Origin of the sequence: Mesorhizobium sp. YL-MeA3-2017 (assembly GCF_030814575.1) — a bacterium.
In the GTDB taxonomy this organism is placed as follows: domain Bacteria; phylum Pseudomonadota; class Alphaproteobacteria; order Rhizobiales; family Rhizobiaceae; genus Mesorhizobium; species Mesorhizobium terrae.
The window spans coordinates 698,627-714,307 of sequence record NZ_JAUSVH010000001.1 but is presented as its reverse complement, the minus strand read 5'-3'; the positions used below and the strand labels follow the sequence as shown (position 1 = coordinate 714,307).

The window sequence follows — 15,681 nt, the reverse complement described above, 5'->3', positions numbered from 1 at the left end:
GAACCGCGGCGGGACAAGAGGGTTTTATGGACTACGACATGCTGGTCATCGGCAGCGGCCCGTCGGGTAGGCGCGCCGCCGTGCAATCGGCCAAGCTCGGCAAGCGTGTGCTGGTGGCCGATGCCGGCCGGCGCCTGGGCGGGGTTTCGGTGCATACCGGCACCATCCCCTCCAAGACCCTGCGCGAGACGGTGCTCAACCTGTCGGGCTGGCGCGAACGCGGCTTCTACGGTCGCGGTTACCGGGTCAAGCAGGACATCTCCATCGGCGACTTGATCGAACGCCTGCACAAGACCCTCGACCACGAGGTCGAGGTGCTGCAGCACCAGTTCATGCGCAATGCGGTCAAGAGCGCGCGCGCCATGGTGCGGTTTCTCGGTCCCAATCGCGCCAGCCTCACCACCGATACCGGCGACTACAGCGAGATCGGCTTCGCCAATGCCCTGATCGCGGTGGGCACGCGGCCGCATCGCCCGGCCGAGGTGCCGTTCGACAAGAAGCGTGTGTTCGACAGCGACGAGATGCTCGAACTGTCGCAGCTGCCGCGTTCGCTGACGGTGATCGGCGCCGGCGTCATCGGCGTCGAATACGCCACCATCTTTTCGGCGCTCGACGTGCCGGTGACGCTGGTCGAGCCGCGCGACACGATTCTCGATTTCGTCGACCGCGAGATCGTCGACGACTTCATCCACCAGATGCGCGACCGCGGCATGACCATCCGGCTGGGCAGCAGCGTCAAGGAGGTGAAGTCTGGACAGGATTTCGCCGAGGTGACGCTTGCGGATGGCCGCAGCATCCGCTCCGAAATGGTGCTCTACGCCGCCGGCCGCAGCGGCAATGTCGGCAGTCTCGGGCTTGAGGCCGTCGGCATCGAGGCCGATGCCCGCGGCCGCATCAAGGTCGACCCGCACACGTTCCAGACCACGGTGGTGCCGAATATCTACGCCACCGGCGACGTCATCGGTTTTCCGAGCCTCGCCTCGACATCCATGGAGCAGGGCCGGGTGGCCGCATGCCATGCCTTCGGCGTGGCGCTGCCGCCGCCGCCAGAAACGTTTCCCTATGGCATCTACGCGGTGCCGGAAATCTCCACGGTCGGCCAGTCGGAAGAGCAGGTGCGCGCCAGCGGCGTTGCCTATGAAGTCGGTGTCGCGCGGTTCCGCGAGACGTCGCGCGGCCACATCATGGGCGTCAATTCGGGCTTCCTGAAGTTGCTCTTCTCGCTGGAGACGCGCCGGCTGCTCGGAGCGCATATTGTCGGCGAGGGCGCGACCGAGCTGATCCATATCGGCCAGGCAGTCATCAATCTCGGCGGCACGATCGATTTCTTCGTCAACAACACCTTCAACTATCCGACGTTGGCCGAAGCCTACAAGATCGCCGGGCTGGATGCCTGGAACCGGATGGGCCAGGGCTAAGGCCCGCCCCTTGCCGCGCCCGGCCTAGCGTGGCGCGGCGGCCGATGTCCGCACGATCAGTTCGAACGGCAGTTCCTGCCTGCGTAGGGCATCGCTCGGGTCGAGGATGGCACGTGCGGCGCGGCGGCCCATCTCGATGATCGGCTGGGCAATGGTCGTCAGTGGCGGTTCGCAGCGGGCGGATTCCGGCACGCCGTCGAAACCGATGATAGAAACATCGCCCGGCACCGACAATCCGCGCTCCTTCAGCCAGTCGATCGCGATCATGGCGATGCGGTCGGACATGGCGAGCAATGCCGTGGGCGGCTGCGGCCGGTCGAACATGTAGTTCAGACTGGCGTGCACGGTCGGCACGTCGTTGCCGGTCTCATAGATCGGCACGCTCCCCGCATCGATGCCGGCGTGGGAAAGGGCTTCCAGATAGCCGGTCAGGCGGTCGCGCGTGCCGGAATAGGTGGCGCCTTGCGCGCGGGCGGCGGTAACCGGCCCGGTGCTGCCTTCGGCGAAATGCAGCGCAAGGATACCGAAACGGCGATGGCCAAAGGCCAGCAGATGCTCGGCCGCCAGTTTGGCGCCGGCCCTGTTGTCGACGCCGATGGCCGAGGTTGCGCCCTCGTCGAAGGCGAAATCGAGCACGACAAAGGGAAGCTTGCGCTCGCGGGTCAGTTTCACCGGTTGCCAGTTGCCTTCGACGCAGAAGACGATGAAGCCGTCGACCAGTGCGCTCTGGATGTTCCAGGCGAGATGTTCGCCGTTGATGGCCGAGACCAGCGACAGGCCGGCACCGGTGGCATCGCAAATCTCGGAAATGCCGGACATCACCACGCGGGCGAAGGGGTCGTCGAAGAAATAGGAGAGGGGCTGCGCGGTGGCGACGCCGATGGCGTTGACCTTGCCAGCGCGCAACAGCCGTCCCTTGGGATCAGGCCCCGTATAGCCAAGCGCGTCCGCCGCGGCTTTCACCCGTTCGCGCACTTCCTCGCGCACGATCTCGGGGTGGCTGAAAACGTTGGAGGCAGTGCCATGCGAAACACCGGCGGCCTTGGCGACATCCGCCAGCCTGATCGGCTTGATCGCCGTCGCCTGTCTCGCCATAGGCATGCTCCTTTGCCGTTAAGGGTGCCGGGTTGCCTCGGCGCCGTCGGTCGCGTAGGCGACCCATTACCGCCAACCACTCGTGCACTTTCCGTTACCTTGAGGCAGCGGCAGAAGTCGTCTGGCGGATCAGCGTGTCATTCTTCTAGTTAGTCGGCGAGCAGCGCAATCCCAAGGCTTTTTAGCAGATTTCTTGAATCGATCCAGTTTCTCCTTGACGGGCAGGAGTGGTCGAGCGATATTTGAATCGATCCAATTCTGTGTATTTCGAGCTCGGGCCGATCCAGGGCCGGGCCGAATCCGACATCATCTCGAAGGAAAAGCAGCATGCATCCGATCGATTATCTGTTCGACGAACTGTATCGCAGCTACTGGGGCATTCCTCCGGTGTCCGAGAAGCGCAAGGCTGCCCGCCGCGACCGGTTGGCGATGCTTGGCTTCGATGCCGTCCGCCGCAAGCGGCGCTGAGCCGTTGCCGGCGGATCTGCGGGACAGGGAATAGAGAACAGAGAAGGTTACGGTCTAGCCGGCGCGCCTTGCAGCCGTCGACGGGAGACCAGCAGCGGTACGCACAGGAGGTAGAGGGCGGCGCCGCCGATCCAGACCAGCCCCGGGAAGGTGGCGCGCGTGGCGAAGTAGCCGGTTGAAATCGCCAGCGGCGCGACCACCGAGGCGAGGCTGGTCAAGCCGGCAAGCACGCCCTGCAGGCGGCCCTGATTGTTCTCGTCCACTTCGGCCGTCATCAACGATTGTAGCACCGGCGCGCCGATACCGCCGAGGCAGAGCAGCGGCAGCAACATGAAAGCCATCCAGCCACGCGTTGCTAGGCCGACTAGCACATAGGCGGCGCTGTCGGCGGCGATGCTGACGAGCAGAGCTTTTTTCTCGCCCAGCCTTTCGCTGACCGGCCCGGCGACGAATGCCTGCGCCAGGGCGTGGAACAGGCCGAACAAGGCAAGCGAGATGCCGACGGTCAGCGGGTCCCAGGCGAACTTGTCCTCGACATAGACGACCCAGATCGTGCCGCCGACTTCGCCGATCATCGTCAGCAACACGGCAGTGCCCAGCAAAGGCAGCAACAGCGGAAAGCCGAATGCCCAGCGCAAGGGCGCGAAGGGATTGAGGGAAACGGTCGCCATTTCGCGGTCGCGGCGCTTCGGCTCCTTCAGCACAAAAAGGGCGATCAGCAAGGTGATGCCGTTCAAGGCCGCGGCAACGAGGAATGGCGCGCGGGTCCAGACGCCTCCGAGAAGGCCGCCTATCGCCGGGCCGGCGATGAAGCCGATGCCGAAGGCCGCGCCAAGCTGTCCAAAGCGCCGAGCGCGCTGCTCTTCCGGCGTGACGTCGGCGATGTAGGCCGATGCGACCGCCGAAACGGCACCGGTTATTCCGGCGATCGCGCGGCCGACGAACAGCAACCACAGCGTCGGGGCCACGGTCATGAACAGATAATCGACAGCCGCGCCGGCCAGCGACATCAACAGCAGCGGTCGACGCCCGAAGCGGTCGGACAAAGCGCCGAGCAGCGGCGCGAAGACGAACTGCATCAATGCATAGAGCGCGAGGAACGCCCCGTAGCGCCAGCCGAGGTCGCCGGTATGGCCAACCTCGCGCAGCAATTGCGGGATGACCGGCATGGTCAGCCCGATGCCGGTTGCGGTGAGGGCGACCGTGGCCAGAATGACGGCGATGGGGCGGTTCATGGATTGCTCAAAATTTATCAGTGATAAATTCACTTATCATTGATAAATTCCAGATGCAATGCAGCTCGCAATGATCCGGAGGCGAGAATGAAGGTCGACCGCGCGCGCATCATCGACGAGGCGCTGAAGCTGCTCAACGAGGTTGGCGTGGATATGCTTTCAACGCGCCTGCTTGCCGAGCGGCTTCAGGTGCGGCAGCCGGCCTTGTATTGGCATTTCAAGAACAAGCGTGCGTTGCTGGACGCGATGAACAAAGAGATCCTGGAGCGCGGCCATGACAGCCGGCTGCCGCATGCGGACGAGGACTGGCAGCATTATCTGGCACAGAACACGCGCAGTTTTCGTGCCGCGCTGCTTGCCTACCGCGACGCCGGCCGGGTGCATGCCGGCACCGAAGCCGAGCCCGACGAGATGCAGGACATCGAGGCGAAAATCGCCTTCCTGGTCGCGCAGGGTATCGATGCCGGCGAGGCGATGATGTTGTTCATCGCCCTTGGGCGCTACACGCTTGGTTGCGTCATCGAAGAGCAGGCCGATTTTCCGGAAGGGCCGGGCCGGGGCGCGGAACTCGACGGCGCGGCGCGCGACTATCCTTTGACGGCAGCGGGTCTGGCGCATTACCGCGAAGGTGGGCATGCCGCCTTGTTCGAGGCGGGCTTGCGGTTCATCCTCGATGGCGCGGCGGCGCAGCTTGCCAGCGCGGCTGTCTCAAAGCCCTAGGCCTTCGAACGTATAAGCGCCGAAGCGGCAACGACCAGCCAGCCGAGGATCAGCAGCGAACCGCCAACCGGTGCCGCGAAGGGCACAAGCCGGCCGCCGAGGAAATCGCGAGCGAGCAGGTCGCCGCAAAACAACACCAGCCCCACCAGCAGCACGAAGCCACCGATGCGCAGCAGCCGGTTGCCGCCGACCAGGCCGATGGCGAGCAGGACCGCCGCATGCGCGAGCAGAAATGACGCCACGGTTCCGGTAAAAGCCCCGCCGAGATGAGCGGCGGCGGCAGACAGCGCGACACCGGCCGCGCCGCAGAGGCCGCCGGCAAGCACCAGCGGCGAACAGGGTTCGAAGGCGAAGCGGGAAGGGCTCATCGGCAAGGCTCGGTCTCGTTGCGGGGCGGGCGTTCGAATTCAAAAAGCAAAGGCACTTTCGGAAGAAAGCGCCTCTGGCTCTTCGCCGCAACATCGCACGCTTCTGGCCTCAGGCGGGCTGCGGCTGTTGGTAGCGGGCGCGCACGACCCAGTTGTAGAAAGCGCCGAGCGCCAGAAGCACGGCGGTCGACAGGAACACGGCGCGCATGCCGAAATGGCCGCCGACAAAGCCGCCGAGCACCGGTCCCGCGACCTGGCCGATATATTGCGCCGAGATGGAATAGCCGAGCACATTGCCGCCGACGCCGTCCGGCACATTGTGGCGGATGATGCTTGTGACCGAGGGCAAAAGCCCGCCCAGCGCCAGCCCCATCAGGAAGCGCAAAACGATCAGCTGCCAGCTTTCGGTGACGAAGGCCTGCGGGATCAGCAGCAGTGCCGCGACCGCCAGCGCGCCGGTGATGACGGTCCAGTGGCCGACGCGGTCGGCCAGTCTGCCGAGCCTTGGCGCCGACAGGATCGCGCCAAGTGCGGCCGCCGACATGACGAAGCCGGCGACCAGCGTCACCCTTGCCGGATCGGGAACCAGTTCGGCGACATAGACGGTGATGATCGGCTCGATCGACATGGTGGCGAACATCAACAGCATGCCGGTCGCCAGCATCGCCACAATCGGCCGCTTGTCGGGAAGCTGCGACCAGCCGCCTTGCGTCTGCTTCCGCGCGCCTGTCGTCGCCGGGCGCCGCTCTTCCTTGATCAGCAAGGTCGTGGCCAGAAACGCCAGGAAGATGACGCCGCCAGCAATCAGGAAGGTGGCGCGAATGCCGATGCGGGGCGGCAGGCCGCCGCCGATCAGCGGGCCGACCAGATTGCCGGCCATGATGCCGGCTGAAAGCATGCCCAGGGCCCAGCCGGAACGATCCTTCGGCGTCTGCATGGCGACCAGAATGGTCGAGCCGGACGAATAACCGCCAGCCAGGCCGATCAGCAGGCGCAATGCCACCAGTTGCCAGACATCCTGCACCATGCCCATCAGCGACATGCACACGGCCATGCCGAAGCTTGCCCGCACCAGCATCACCTTGCGGCCGTAGCGGTCGCCCAGTCGCCCCCACAGCGGCGCGACCAGCGCCGCGGCCAGAAAGGTGGCGCCATAAGCAATGCCGGACCATTGCACGATGGCGGCGCGGTCGCTGACGCCCAGTTCCTCGACATAGAGCGGCAGGAAAGGCAACAGCAGCGTCATCGCCACCAGCGTGGTGAAGGAGCCGATCAGGCAGACGACCAGATTGCGGCGCCAATGGACATTGTAGCCTGCATCGGCGGACGCGGCGTTTTCATTCGGCATGTCGGCGCTCTTCACTGCGGCTTGTTTCGTATGCCGCTTTGGGATACCAAATTGGTATCCGTATCGGACGCGCCTTGCGTCCTGTCAATGGGCCAGGATTGAAGAGAGCGGTTCGGCGATGTCGCAAATGCAGCAGGTGGAGCGGCAGCTTCGCGAAATGATCCTCGGCCTCGACATCGGTCCGGGCGAAAAACTCACCGAACGCTGGATCGAAAGCCGTTTCGGCGCTTCGCGCACGCCGGTACGGGCCGCGCTGCTCCGGCTGGAAACGGAAGGGCTGGTCCAGCGGGACGGACGCGGCTGGACGGTGTCGCCGATCAATCTGGCCGAGATCGAGCAGATCGCGGTCTACCGGCAGGCCGTCGAAGTGGCGGCTGCGCGGCTGGTGGCGAAGCTCGAGGACAAGAGCGGCCTCGACGCCATCGAGGCGATGCTGGATTCCTGTGGCGACGATACGCCAAGGGAGGAGTGGCACCGGGTCGGAACTGATTTCCATGTCGAACTGGCGCGCATGTCCGGCAACGAGTTCCTGTTTCGCGGCGTCCGCGATGCCATGACAAGGCTGTCGCGGGCGCGCTGGCTGGAAATTCGCGACGAGGCGGCGTCAGCCCGCGCCTGGGCCGAGCACCGCGCCATTCTGTCGGCGATCCGGGCAGGTGAGGCCGACGAGGCGGCGCGCCTCCTCGTTCTTCACATCGGCGGCAGCCGCGACAGGCTGGTCGGCTCCCTGCAGACCGAGCGCCGGGGCTTGCGCGCCATGGGCTTCGCCGTCGTCGCGGCCTAGAACAGAACCCGCATCCGGGCTGGCTGACTGGCGTTGTTTCTTAATAATGTTTCGTCACATTCTTTGATTGTTTTTCGCCGAGATTATCTGGTGCAACGGTGGTCCCGGCGATAAAAACCGGTGCGGCCGCTTGCATTGGAATATCGATGGGTAATCTTCGTCGTCGGGCAGGGAAAGTCTTCTACTATGCTCGTAATATTGTTCGCGACAGTGCGCCGCCAGCGCTGTTTCGCCGCCGGCTCGACAAGTGGCTGGCGCGAGCGGTTCGCTCCGGACCTTCGATCGTCGAGCGGCTGAACTACTACAACAAGCTGCAAGACCGTTTCACACCGAGCGCGGCTGCGGTATCGGTGGCAACGTTGCCGTTCCGCCCGACGATGTACTATTACGACCTCAAGGAATTCGCGCGTTACTTCGATGGCGCGCTGCGGCTGGATGTCGAATATGGCGACGTGCGTGGCCTGCCGCCGGTGCCTACCATCGTCAAGAACCGGCCGGTCGGCGCCGACAACGCCAATGCCGTCCTGTTCAAGCTGGACAAGCTCCGCCATTTCCAGATGCCGGCGGACCCGCTGCGGTTCGCGGACAAGCAGCCCCGGATCGTGTGGCGGGGCGATCTCAACAACCCGATCCGCCTGACCTTCCTGGACGCCGCCCAGGGGCTGCCCTTCTGCGATGTAGGCTCGCCGGCCACCCACGCGCCGGAGCGCCACCGCAGGCCGTTCATGAGCGTCGAGGAGCAGAAGCGCTACCGCTACATCGTCTCGCTCGAAGGCTATGACGTGGCGACGAACCTGAAATGGATTATGAGTTCGAATTCGCTGTGCCTGATGCTGAAGCCGACGAACGAGATCTGGTTCTGCGAGGGGCATCTGAAGCCCGACGTCCATTATGTCGAGCTCGCGCCGGATTTTTCGGACCTTTCCGACAAGATCGCTTTCTTCGAGCGTCATCCCGAACAGGCCGAACGCATCATTGGCAATGCCCAGGCCTATTGCCGCCAGTTCCAGAACGGACCGACCGAGACGGCGCTGTCCTTCCTCGTGCTCTACAAATATTTCGTGCTGAGCGGCCAGATCGAGCCCGACGACAAGATCTGGCGCTTCATATCCGCTTGAGGCGGTGAATACGGGGCTTCTTCCTCAGAACGACTTCGTTGCTCCGAATACCCTGAAATAAAACCGTCATTGCGGGCGGATATTGGTCGGCTCACGGCGCCAACGCGGAGCGACATGATGACCGAACTGGAACGCAATTCTCCCGCAACAGACTGGCTTGAGGCGGAACTCGCCGACACGCTCGACGAAGACTATGAGCTGGAGCTGTCGGAACCGGCGCTTTCGGAGGAAATCGCCAAGATCTACAAGCGGTCGCACCCGCCATCCGTCGACCGCATGACCTATTTCCGCGAACTGCTCAGGCTGCAGTCGGAACTGATCAAGCTGCAATCCTGGGTCGCCCACACCAAGGCGAAGGTGGTGGTGTTGTTCGAGGGGCGCGATTCCGCCGGCAAGGGCGGCGTCATCAAGCGCATCACCCAGCGTCTCAACCCGCGCATCTGCCGCGTGGTGGCGCTGCCGGCGCCGACCGAGCGCGAGCGCTCGCAATGGTATTTCCAGCGCTACGTGCCGCATCTGCCGGCCGGTGGCGAGATCGTGCTGTTCGACCGCTCCTGGTACAACCGCTCCGGCGTCGAGCGGGTGATGGGTTTCGCCACGCCCGGGCAGGTCGAGGAATTCTTCCACGATGTGCCGGAGTTCGAGCGCATGCTGGTGCGTTCCGGCATCACGCTGATCAAATACTGGTTCTCGATCACCGACGAGGAGCAGCAGATGCGCTTCCTCATGCGCATCCACGATCCGATGAAGCAGTGGAAGCTGTCGCCGATGGACCTGCAGTCGCGCGTGCGCTGGGAGCAGTACACCAAGGCCAAGGAAGAGATGCTGCTGCGCACCAACATCAAGGAAGCGCCGTGGTTCATCGTCGAAGGCAACGACAAGAAGCGGGCACGCCTCAACTGCATCGACCATCTTCTGCAGCAGGTGCCCTACGAGGCCGTGCCACACGACGACATCACGCTGCCGGAGCGCGTCTTCAACCCGCAATATGAGCGCGCGGTGCTGCCGCCGGAACTGCACGTGCCGCAGAAATACTGATCGGGATCAGCCGGCCGGGCGCTGGGAGACGAAATAGGCCTTCAGCGCGTCGATCTTCTCAGCCGTCCAGCCGGGCGGCTGGGAAACCGCCACCCAGGCATCGATATAGTGTTCCGGGGCATAGACGTGGCCATGCCCCATCGGCGCGGTGGTGCCGAGCCCGATGTCCACGGTCAGCTGCAGCAGCGTCACGATCGGGAACCAGCGGAAACGCGGCGAGACGTCGGGGCCGCGCTCGCCCTTCATCCAGGCGGGCTGGCGGAATGCCGAGTAGGGGTCGAAGAAGACGATCGGATCGCTGGCATATTGCAGATAGACGATCCGGATCGGCCCCCACGGCGCGCCGTCGAGGCCAAGGGCGTTGTGCTGGTTGGTGAAACGGATGATCGAGCCGTCGCGGAAGCGCGGCAGCCAGGCTGGCGAACCGGCGACGCGGCTGGCGGTGGCGGTGTTCCAGGTGCGGCTCGGGAAGGGCGGTCCCGCCCAGAGCGCGCCCTGATAGGGATCGCCGACGACGTCATAGAGATCGCTCGACAGGTCCGAATTCATCGCGCCGAGGCTGAGGCCATAGAGATAGAGTTTCGGGCGCTTGTCCTTCGGCAGTTGTTTCCAGTAGCCGTAGATCTGCGCGAACAGCGCGCGCGAGGCCTCGGAACCGTAACCGGGCTCGACCAGCAGCGACAGCCAGCTCGGCAGGTAGGAATATTGTATGGCGACGCTCGCTATGTCGCCGTGGTGCAGATATTCGACTGGGTCGATACCGGCGGGATCGACCCAGCCGGTTCCGGTCGGCGTGATGATGATGAGCGCCGAGCGCTCGAAGCCGCCGACACGCACCAGTTCGTCGAGCGCCAGCTTGGCCCGCTCCTCGACAGTCCTGGCTGAGTTCAAGCCGGCATAGACGCGGATCGGCTCCTTTGCGTCCTGATGAGTCTGGTTGGCGATTTCGCTCCCGGTCGGCGCCGAGGCGATGTAGTCGCGCCCCATCTTGCCAAGGCCCTGCCAGCCGATCAGCGAGGTGGGACCGCCGGTCTTTTGCGGGTTGGCCGGTGGCTTCACATCCGCGTCGACGATCTGGTCGACCTCACGATAGGACGAATCCATCACCCGCAGCGCGAAGCGCAGCAGCACCCCGTCGACCACCGACCAGAACAGAAGCGCGGTGACGGCGAGGCCGACGACGCCGGCGACGCGCCTCGGCACATAGGGGCGCAGGCGGCTTGCGATGCCGCGGAAGATGCGGGCCAGCAGCCGGGCGATCAAGATGACGATGGCGAAGGTGACGAGCGCGATCGCCGCGACCTGGATCGGTCCGATCTTGTCGGCCGGTTGCATGCCCATCAGGACGCGGATGGAATCCTGCCAGCCGGACGCCTGGACCAGGAAGATGACGGCCGCCGCGATGCAGGCCAGGATGATCGCCCAATAGGGAACAGCCAGCCGGCGGATGTCGGCAACGGGCAATCCCATATAGGTCCAGAGCGCGCGCAAGGCGACGCCGACGCCGTAGCCGGCGGAGAAGCTCAAGCCCGACAGCACCCCTTGCGTGATGCCGTCACGCGGGATGAGGCTCGGCGAAAGCGACGCGCAGAAAAACAGCGTCGCCAGGGCCAGTCCGGTCAGCGAGAAGGCGTCGATTGTCCTTGCTGCCCACCGGAACACCATAAGCGAGGCTCAGCCTTTCAGGATCTCGGCCACGCGCGGCGCGAAATAGGTGAGGATACCGTCGCAGCCGGCGCGCTTGAGGGCAAGCAGCGATTCCAGCATCGCCTTTTCGCCGTCGATCCAGCCATTGGCGCTTGCTGCCTTGATCATCGAATATTCGCCCGACACCTGGTAGGCGAAGGTCGGCACGCGGAATTCGTCCTTCAGACGGCGGATGATGTCGAGATAGGGCAGGCCGGGCTTCACCATCAGCATGTCCGCGCCTTCGGCGAGGTCCTGCTCGGCTTCGCGCACCGCCTCGTCCGAATTGGCGTGGTCGATGTAATAGGTCTTCTTGTCGCCCTTCAGCAGGCCTTGCGTGCCGATCGCCTCGCGATACGGGCCGTAGAAGGCAGAAGCGAATTTGGTCGCGTAGGACATGATCGCCACGTCCTGGAAGCCGTTGGCGTCGAGCGCGTCGCGGATGGCGCCGATGCGGCCGTCCATCATGTCGGACGGCGCGACGATGTCGGAGCCGGCGGCCGCCTGAAGCACGGCGGCGGCCGCGACCTGTTCGACCGTCTCGTCATTGACGATGATGCCGTCGCGCAGGATGCCGTCATGGCCGTGGCTGGTGAAGGGGTCGAGCGCGGCATCGGTGATGATGCCGATTTCCGGAACGGCTGCCTTGATGGCGCGGGTTGCGGCGTTGATCAGGTTGTCGGGGTCCAGAATGTGCGAGCCGGTCACGTCCTTGCGACGCGCGTCGATGTTCGGGAAGGTCGCCAGCGCCGGAATGCCCAGTTTGGCGGCGCGCTCCGCCTCGCGAACCGCCTGGTCGATGCTGAGGCGGAAAACGTCCGGCATCGCGTCGATCGGCTCGCGCACATTGGACCCGCCGGTCAGGAAGATCGGCCAGATCAGATCGTCGACGGTCAGCCGGTTCTCCTGCACGAGACGGCGCGACCAGTCGGCCTTGCGCATGCGGCGCAGGCGGCGCGAGCCGGTGATCTCGTCGACGCTGCGGGTGCCGGCCGGTTTTGCCGGGACGAACTTGTTCATGGCGATAACTCCGATTGGCCGTTTTCTATCATGCCCGTGCCAAAGCGACCAATGCGGCATGGTTGTACCAGGGGCGGAAGCGGCCGGCGCGGATGGTCGCACCCGGTGCGCCCACACTATGGATGGAGAGGCTAAGGCTGGCCGTTGCCCGACAGGATTTGGGCAGCACCACGCATGGCTAAACGGAAGGCATCGTCGAAGGAAATGCCGCGCGCGCCCCAGCGCCACACCTTGCCCTTGACGGCAAGCCGCCACTCGGCCACCCAGCCAAGGTCCTTGTCGCTCCAGGTGAGCGATCCGGCCAGGGCTTGGTCGCCATCGGCGGTGATCGCGATCGTGTCGAGATCCTTGATCCCGGCACCCTGCAATGCATTGAAGTCGAACTTGTCCCTGGCCAGCAAGGCGCGCGGCGGTATCGCGATCGACAACGACGGCAGTTGCGCGGCGGCGAGCAGCGATTCCTGCATGTACCGGCCGCTGGCCTCGTCGGAAGCCAGGACATAACTTCCCTTGGCGTTCTTTACGCCCAGCAGCACGACCAGTTTCGGCCGCTTGTCCAGCCATGGCCTGCTGCCCAGCGATTTCAGCACCGCGTCGACGGTCTCTGGCTTGTACAGGCATGTCAGGTCGTGCGGCCGGTCATGCGTGCCTTGTTCGTCGCGCACCGGACGGCCCTCCAGCCGGTCGCGATAGCGGAATTCGGCGACGAAGCTGCCGGCCCTGTCGCGCAGCGCCGGCATTTCGCGGCGGCTGAGCAGGCGCTGATCGCCGGAAACGCGCAGCAACACGTCGTCGAGGCATTTGCGGAAACCGAGTTCGCGGTTGGTCTCGCCGGTTCCGGTGACGATGGCCTTGGCCTGATAGAGGTCGGAAAGCGGATCGGCGAGGGCAAGACTGCCAAGGCCCGCACCCATAAGCATGAGCAACGCAAACATCAGTCGACGGCCGATGGTCATCGCTCACCCCACCAAGCGCCACGCCCTGCTGCGTGGCCGGGCGGGACAGTAGCATTGGCTTTTCCAACGGCCAATCGGCGCGAGCCGTGCGGCATTGACGCGCCCAAGGGCGGCGCTTAGCACTTCTGTGGCGGGCTCGAAGGGATTCTCTTGGCTATGGACTTTGGCGGCGGCGACGAAATCCGCTTCGAAAGAATGGGCCGGGCAGGCGTCGTGACGCTGACCCGCCCGCAGGCGCTCAACGCGCTCACCCATGGCATGGTCAAGGCGCTGATGCGCGCGCTTGAGGCCTGGGAGGCGGATGCCGCCGTCGAGCTGGTGCTGGTCAAGGCCGAGGGCAGGGCGTTTTGCGCCGGCGGCGACATCCTGGCTGTCTATGAAGGCGGCAAGGCCGGCAGGCCGCCGGTCGAATTCTTCGCCGACGAATACCGGCTGAACGCCTATATCGCCCGTTACCGCAAACCCTATGTATCGCTCATCGACGGCATCGTCATGGGCGGCGGCGTCGGCATTTCCTTCCACGGTTCGCACCGGGTTTTGACTGAAAACGCGCTTTTCGCCATGCCGGAAGTCGGTATCGGCTTCTTCCCGGATGTCGGCGGCAGCCATCTCCTGCCCGATCTCGGCGGCAGCTTCGGCATGTATCTGGCGTTGACCGGCGAGCGCATCCGCTATGGCGACGCATTGTGGTCGGGGCTGGCCACCCACACAATCAAGGCGGCCGACCAGGCCGGCTTCGTGCAGCAACTGACCGAGACCGGTGAACCGGACGCGGTGCTGCGCAGCTATTTCATCCAGGCGGCGCGCGAAACCGAGCGCCCGTTGCTCGGGGCCATCGCATATCATTTCTCGAAGGACACTTTGGCCGGTGTCGTCGCCAGCCTCGAGGCCGGCAAGGACGAATTCGCGGCCAAGACGCTGGCGACGCTCGCCCAGCGCTCGCCCACCAGCCTCAACGTGGCGTTTCGCCAGATCAGCGCCGGCCTCGCCTTGTCGATGGACGATTGCATGCGCATGGAGTTCCGCATTCTGGTGCGCATGCTCGAAGGCCACGACTTCTATGAAGGCATTCGCGCGGCGATCGTCGACAAGGATCGTCAGCCGAAATGGCGTCCTGCGGGACTGGGTTCGATCGGGCCCGCCGACGTCGATGGCTATTTCGCGCCGCTTGGCGAGCGGGAACTTGCGCTGTGAACGACGCCGCGCAGAGCCGTGTCGTGCTTGAACCGTCGCTGACGGAACTCATCTTCGAGTGGTTCCAGCGCATCGTCGCTGTCTATTGCCTGATGTTCGGCGTTCTCTACTGGATCCGGCTGATCGGCTTCTACCCCGGTCCGCTGTGGCGCTTCGACCTGATGCCGGTGCATTGGCAACTGGCGGCGGCGACGCTGGCCGTCTTCTTTCCTTTCGCCGCCGCCGGCCTCTGGATGCTGGCGTCATGGGGGCCGGTGATCTGGTTTATCTGCGCGCTGACCGAGACAATTATGTATGCGGGCTATCCGCAGCTGTTCGGCGAACGCTGGCTGATCGTGGCGGCTCATGCGGCGGTCGCGGTGATCTACACTGTCCTTAGAGTATTGGTGCACCTGCAGCAGCGCCGCCAAAGGCAGTGATTCCGGGCCTTTCGGTCATTCGCTAAATCTTTAGGTTAATTTTCTCCCCTCGGCAGGGTTTTTATTAACCCTCTATCGAAACCTCTTACCGGTAAGCTCTTGTTAGCCCTGGCGTTTAAGTCGAATTTTATGGGTATTCGATAGTGTCGCGATCAAGGTGACAAAAACAAAAAAGTCACCAGGCGACAAACGAGAGGCAAAGACAATGATCAATTCGCGTCCCATGGCGAAGACCGCCAACGTTATCGATGAACGTCGTGACTCCATCCGCACGCTCTACATGGAATCCCTCCAGCTGGTCGAGCGTCTGCACCGCCGTTTGCTTGACGTGATCAAGGATGAATTCGACCGCAACGGCCGTTCCGACATCAATGCCATTCAGGCACTGCTGCTCTTCAATATCGGCAATGCTGAACTGACCGCCGGTGAACTGCGCTCGCGCGGTTATTATCTCGGCTCGAACGTGTCCTATAACCTGAAGAAGCTGGTCGATCTCGGTTTCATCAACCACCAGCGCTCGCGCATCGACCGCCGTTCGGTCCGCGTCAGCCTGACCGACAAGGGCAATGCAGTGGCGGAAGTGGTGGCCGGTCTCTATGAGCGCCACATCGGCTCGATCGAACAGGTCGGCGGCATCAACCAGGACGAGTTCAAGCAGATGAACCGCGCCCTGCAGCGCCTGGACCGCTTCTGGAACGACACCATCGCCTACCGCATGTAAGCGGCCGATATCAACTGTTGCCCGCCGGCCAAGCCGGCGGGCAATGGTTTTGCGCGGCCCTGCCGCTGCATCGAAATACCACGCCAGAGAGCG

General features: G+C 64.1%; 16 protein-coding genes. 9 read left to right on the top strand and 7 right to left on the bottom strand.

Features of this window, described 5'->3' with window-relative positions:
* Positions 1 to 26: 26 nt before the first annotated feature.
* On the top strand, positions 27 to 1,418 hold the full coding sequence (sthA, locus tag QFZ88_RS03350) for a Si-specific NAD(P)(+) transhydrogenase (RefSeq protein WP_024926269.1): 1,392 nt from the start codon (positions 27 to 29) through the stop codon (positions 1,416 to 1,418).
* Positions 1,419 to 1,442: 24 nt separating this feature from the next.
* On the opposite strand, the gene QFZ88_RS03345 is transcribed toward sthA, so the two are convergent.
* The gene (locus QFZ88_RS03345; protein WP_024926270.1) at positions 1,443 to 2,513 is read right to left on the bottom strand and encodes a substrate-binding domain-containing protein; all 1,071 of its coding nucleotides are present in this window, start codon (positions 2,511 to 2,513) and stop codon (positions 1,443 to 1,445) included.
* A 327-nt stretch (positions 2,514 to 2,840) separates the two neighbouring features.
* Between QFZ88_RS03345 and QFZ88_RS03340 the strand changes: the two genes are divergently transcribed.
* Positions 2,841 to 2,981 carry a hypothetical protein gene (locus tag QFZ88_RS03340; RefSeq protein ID WP_162835309.1) on the top strand — a complete coding sequence of 47 codons (141 nt, stop codon included), beginning with the start codon at positions 2,841 to 2,843 and terminating at the stop codon, positions 2,979 to 2,981.
* A 47-nt stretch (positions 2,982 to 3,028) separates the two neighbouring features.
* On the opposite strand, the gene tet is transcribed toward QFZ88_RS03340, so the two are convergent.
* Positions 3,029 to 4,216, bottom strand: a complete 1,188-nt coding sequence (gene tet / locus QFZ88_RS03335) for a Tet(A)/Tet(B)/Tet(C) family tetracycline efflux MFS transporter (protein ID WP_024926271.1) — start codon at positions 4,214 to 4,216, stop codon at positions 3,029 to 3,031.
* Positions 4,217 to 4,303: 87 nt separating this feature from the next.
* On the opposite strand from tet, the gene QFZ88_RS03330 reads away from it, so the two are divergent.
* Complete coding sequence (locus QFZ88_RS03330) at positions 4,304 to 4,936, top strand: TetR/AcrR family transcriptional regulator C-terminal domain-containing protein (protein ID WP_024926272.1); 633 nt, start codon at positions 4,304 to 4,306, stop codon at positions 4,934 to 4,936.
* Here the strand turns inward: QFZ88_RS03330 and QFZ88_RS03325 are convergent.
* Both QFZ88_RS03325 and QFZ88_RS03320 read right to left on the bottom strand, forming a co-directional pair.
* Entirely contained in the window at positions 4,933 to 5,304 is a 372-nt protein-coding gene (locus tag QFZ88_RS03325) for a DUF423 domain-containing protein (RefSeq protein ID WP_024926273.1), read from the bottom strand. The two genes, QFZ88_RS03330 and QFZ88_RS03325, sit on opposite strands and share 4 nt — an antisense overlap.
* Before the next feature lie 109 nt (positions 5,305 to 5,413).
* Positions 5,414 to 6,652 carry a multidrug efflux MFS transporter gene (locus QFZ88_RS03320; protein ID WP_024926274.1) on the bottom strand — a complete coding sequence of 413 codons (1,239 nt, stop codon included), beginning with the start codon at positions 6,650 to 6,652 and terminating at the stop codon, positions 5,414 to 5,416.
* Between the two features lie 118 nt (positions 6,653 to 6,770).
* On the opposite strand from QFZ88_RS03320, the gene QFZ88_RS03315 reads away from it, so the two are divergent.
* The 3 genes from QFZ88_RS03315 (at position 6,771) to ppk2 (ending at position 9,592) form a co-directional block, all read left to right on the top strand.
* The gene (locus tag QFZ88_RS03315; RefSeq protein ID WP_024926275.1) at positions 6,771 to 7,436 is read left to right on the top strand and encodes a GntR family transcriptional regulator; all 666 of its coding nucleotides are present in this window, start codon (positions 6,771 to 6,773) and stop codon (positions 7,434 to 7,436) included.
* A 146-nt stretch (positions 7,437 to 7,582) separates the two neighbouring features.
* Positions 7,583 to 8,554, top strand: a complete 972-nt coding sequence (locus QFZ88_RS03310) for a glycosyl transferase family 90 (protein ID WP_024926276.1) — start codon at positions 7,583 to 7,585, stop codon at positions 8,552 to 8,554.
* Positions 8,555 to 8,671: 117 nt separating this feature from the next.
* A complete protein-coding gene (gene ppk2 / locus QFZ88_RS03305; protein WP_024926277.1) occupies positions 8,672 to 9,592 on the top strand; it encodes a polyphosphate kinase 2 in 921 nt (306 codons plus the stop codon).
* A 6-nt stretch (positions 9,593 to 9,598) separates the two neighbouring features.
* Here ppk2 and QFZ88_RS03300 read toward each other — a convergent pair whose 3' ends face one another.
* The 3 genes from QFZ88_RS03300 to QFZ88_RS03290 all read right to left on the bottom strand — a co-directional run bounded on the left by QFZ88_RS03300 (position 9,599) and on the right by QFZ88_RS03290 (position 13,254).
* Positions 9,599 to 11,257 (bottom strand): alpha/beta hydrolase, encoded by a 1,659-nt coding sequence (locus QFZ88_RS03300; RefSeq protein ID WP_024926278.1) that lies wholly within the window; start codon positions 11,255 to 11,257, stop codon positions 9,599 to 9,601.
* 9 nt (positions 11,258 to 11,266) lie between these two features.
* Complete coding sequence (gene hemB / locus QFZ88_RS03295) at positions 11,267 to 12,298, bottom strand: porphobilinogen synthase (RefSeq protein WP_024926279.1); 1,032 nt, start codon at positions 12,296 to 12,298, stop codon at positions 11,267 to 11,269.
* 131 nt (positions 12,299 to 12,429) lie between these two features.
* Positions 12,430 to 13,254 (bottom strand): DUF2066 domain-containing protein, encoded by an 825-nt coding sequence (locus QFZ88_RS03290; RefSeq protein ID WP_024926280.1) that lies wholly within the window; start codon positions 13,252 to 13,254, stop codon positions 12,430 to 12,432.
* Between the two features lie 156 nt (positions 13,255 to 13,410).
* Between QFZ88_RS03290 and QFZ88_RS03285 the strand changes: the two genes are divergently transcribed.
* The 3 genes from QFZ88_RS03285 (at position 13,411) to ldtR (ending at position 15,588) form a co-directional block, all read left to right on the top strand.
* Entirely contained in the window at positions 13,411 to 14,448 is a 1,038-nt protein-coding gene (locus QFZ88_RS03285) for an enoyl-CoA hydratase/isomerase family protein (protein WP_024926281.1), read from the top strand.
* Positions 14,445 to 14,867 (top strand): DUF6163 family protein, encoded by a 423-nt coding sequence (locus QFZ88_RS03280; protein WP_024926282.1) that lies wholly within the window; start codon positions 14,445 to 14,447, stop codon positions 14,865 to 14,867. Before QFZ88_RS03285 ends, QFZ88_RS03280 begins: the two co-directional genes overlap by 4 nt.
* Positions 14,868 to 15,072: 205 nt before the next feature.
* Positions 15,073 to 15,588 (top strand): transcriptional regulator LdtR, encoded by a 516-nt coding sequence (gene ldtR, locus QFZ88_RS03275; RefSeq protein WP_024926283.1) that lies wholly within the window; start codon positions 15,073 to 15,075, stop codon positions 15,586 to 15,588.
* Positions 15,589 to 15,681 lie beyond the last annotated feature (93 nt).

What these genes read in the sequence shown, in the direction of transcription:
- QFZ88_RS03320 (WP_024926274.1), bottom strand. Translation starts at nt 6,652, where the DNA reads ATGCCGAATGAAAACGCCGCGTCCGCCGATGCAGGCTACAATGTCCAT.
- QFZ88_RS03345 (WP_024926270.1), bottom strand. Translation starts at nt 2,513, where the DNA reads ATGGCGAGACAGGCGACGGCGATCAAGCCGATCAGGCTGGCGGATGTC.
- QFZ88_RS03325 (WP_024926273.1), bottom strand. Translation starts at nt 5,304, where the DNA reads ATGAGCCCTTCCCGCTTCGCCTTCGAACCCTGTTCGCCGCTGGTGCTT.
- QFZ88_RS03330 (WP_024926272.1), top strand. Translation starts at nt 4,304, where the DNA reads ATGAAGGTCGACCGCGCGCGCATCATCGACGAGGCGCTGAAGCTGCTC.
- ppk2 (WP_024926277.1), top strand. Translation starts at nt 8,672, where the DNA reads ATGACCGAACTGGAACGCAATTCTCCCGCAACAGACTGGCTTGAGGCG.
- QFZ88_RS03285 (WP_024926281.1), top strand. Translation starts at nt 13,411, where the DNA reads ATGGACTTTGGCGGCGGCGACGAAATCCGCTTCGAAAGAATGGGCCGG.
- QFZ88_RS03290 (WP_024926280.1), bottom strand. Translation starts at nt 13,254, where the DNA reads ATGACCATCGGCCGTCGACTGATGTTTGCGTTGCTCATGCTTATGGGT.
- sthA (WP_024926269.1), top strand. Translation starts at nt 27, where the DNA reads ATGGACTACGACATGCTGGTCATCGGCAGCGGCCCGTCGGGTAGGCGC.
- QFZ88_RS03315 (WP_024926275.1), top strand. Translation starts at nt 6,771, where the DNA reads ATGTCGCAAATGCAGCAGGTGGAGCGGCAGCTTCGCGAAATGATCCTC.
- tet (WP_024926271.1), bottom strand. Translation starts at nt 4,216, where the DNA reads ATGAACCGCCCCATCGCCGTCATTCTGGCCACGGTCGCCCTCACCGCA.
- hemB (WP_024926279.1), bottom strand. Translation starts at nt 12,298, where the DNA reads ATGAACAAGTTCGTCCCGGCAAAACCGGCCGGCACCCGCAGCGTCGAC.
- QFZ88_RS03310 (WP_024926276.1), top strand. Translation starts at nt 7,583, where the DNA reads ATGGGTAATCTTCGTCGTCGGGCAGGGAAAGTCTTCTACTATGCTCGT.
- ldtR (WP_024926283.1), top strand. Translation starts at nt 15,073, where the DNA reads ATGATCAATTCGCGTCCCATGGCGAAGACCGCCAACGTTATCGATGAA.
- QFZ88_RS03300 (WP_024926278.1), bottom strand. Translation starts at nt 11,257, where the DNA reads ATGGTGTTCCGGTGGGCAGCAAGGACAATCGACGCCTTCTCGCTGACC.
- QFZ88_RS03340 (WP_162835309.1), top strand. Translation starts at nt 2,841, where the DNA reads ATGCATCCGATCGATTATCTGTTCGACGAACTGTATCGCAGCTACTGG.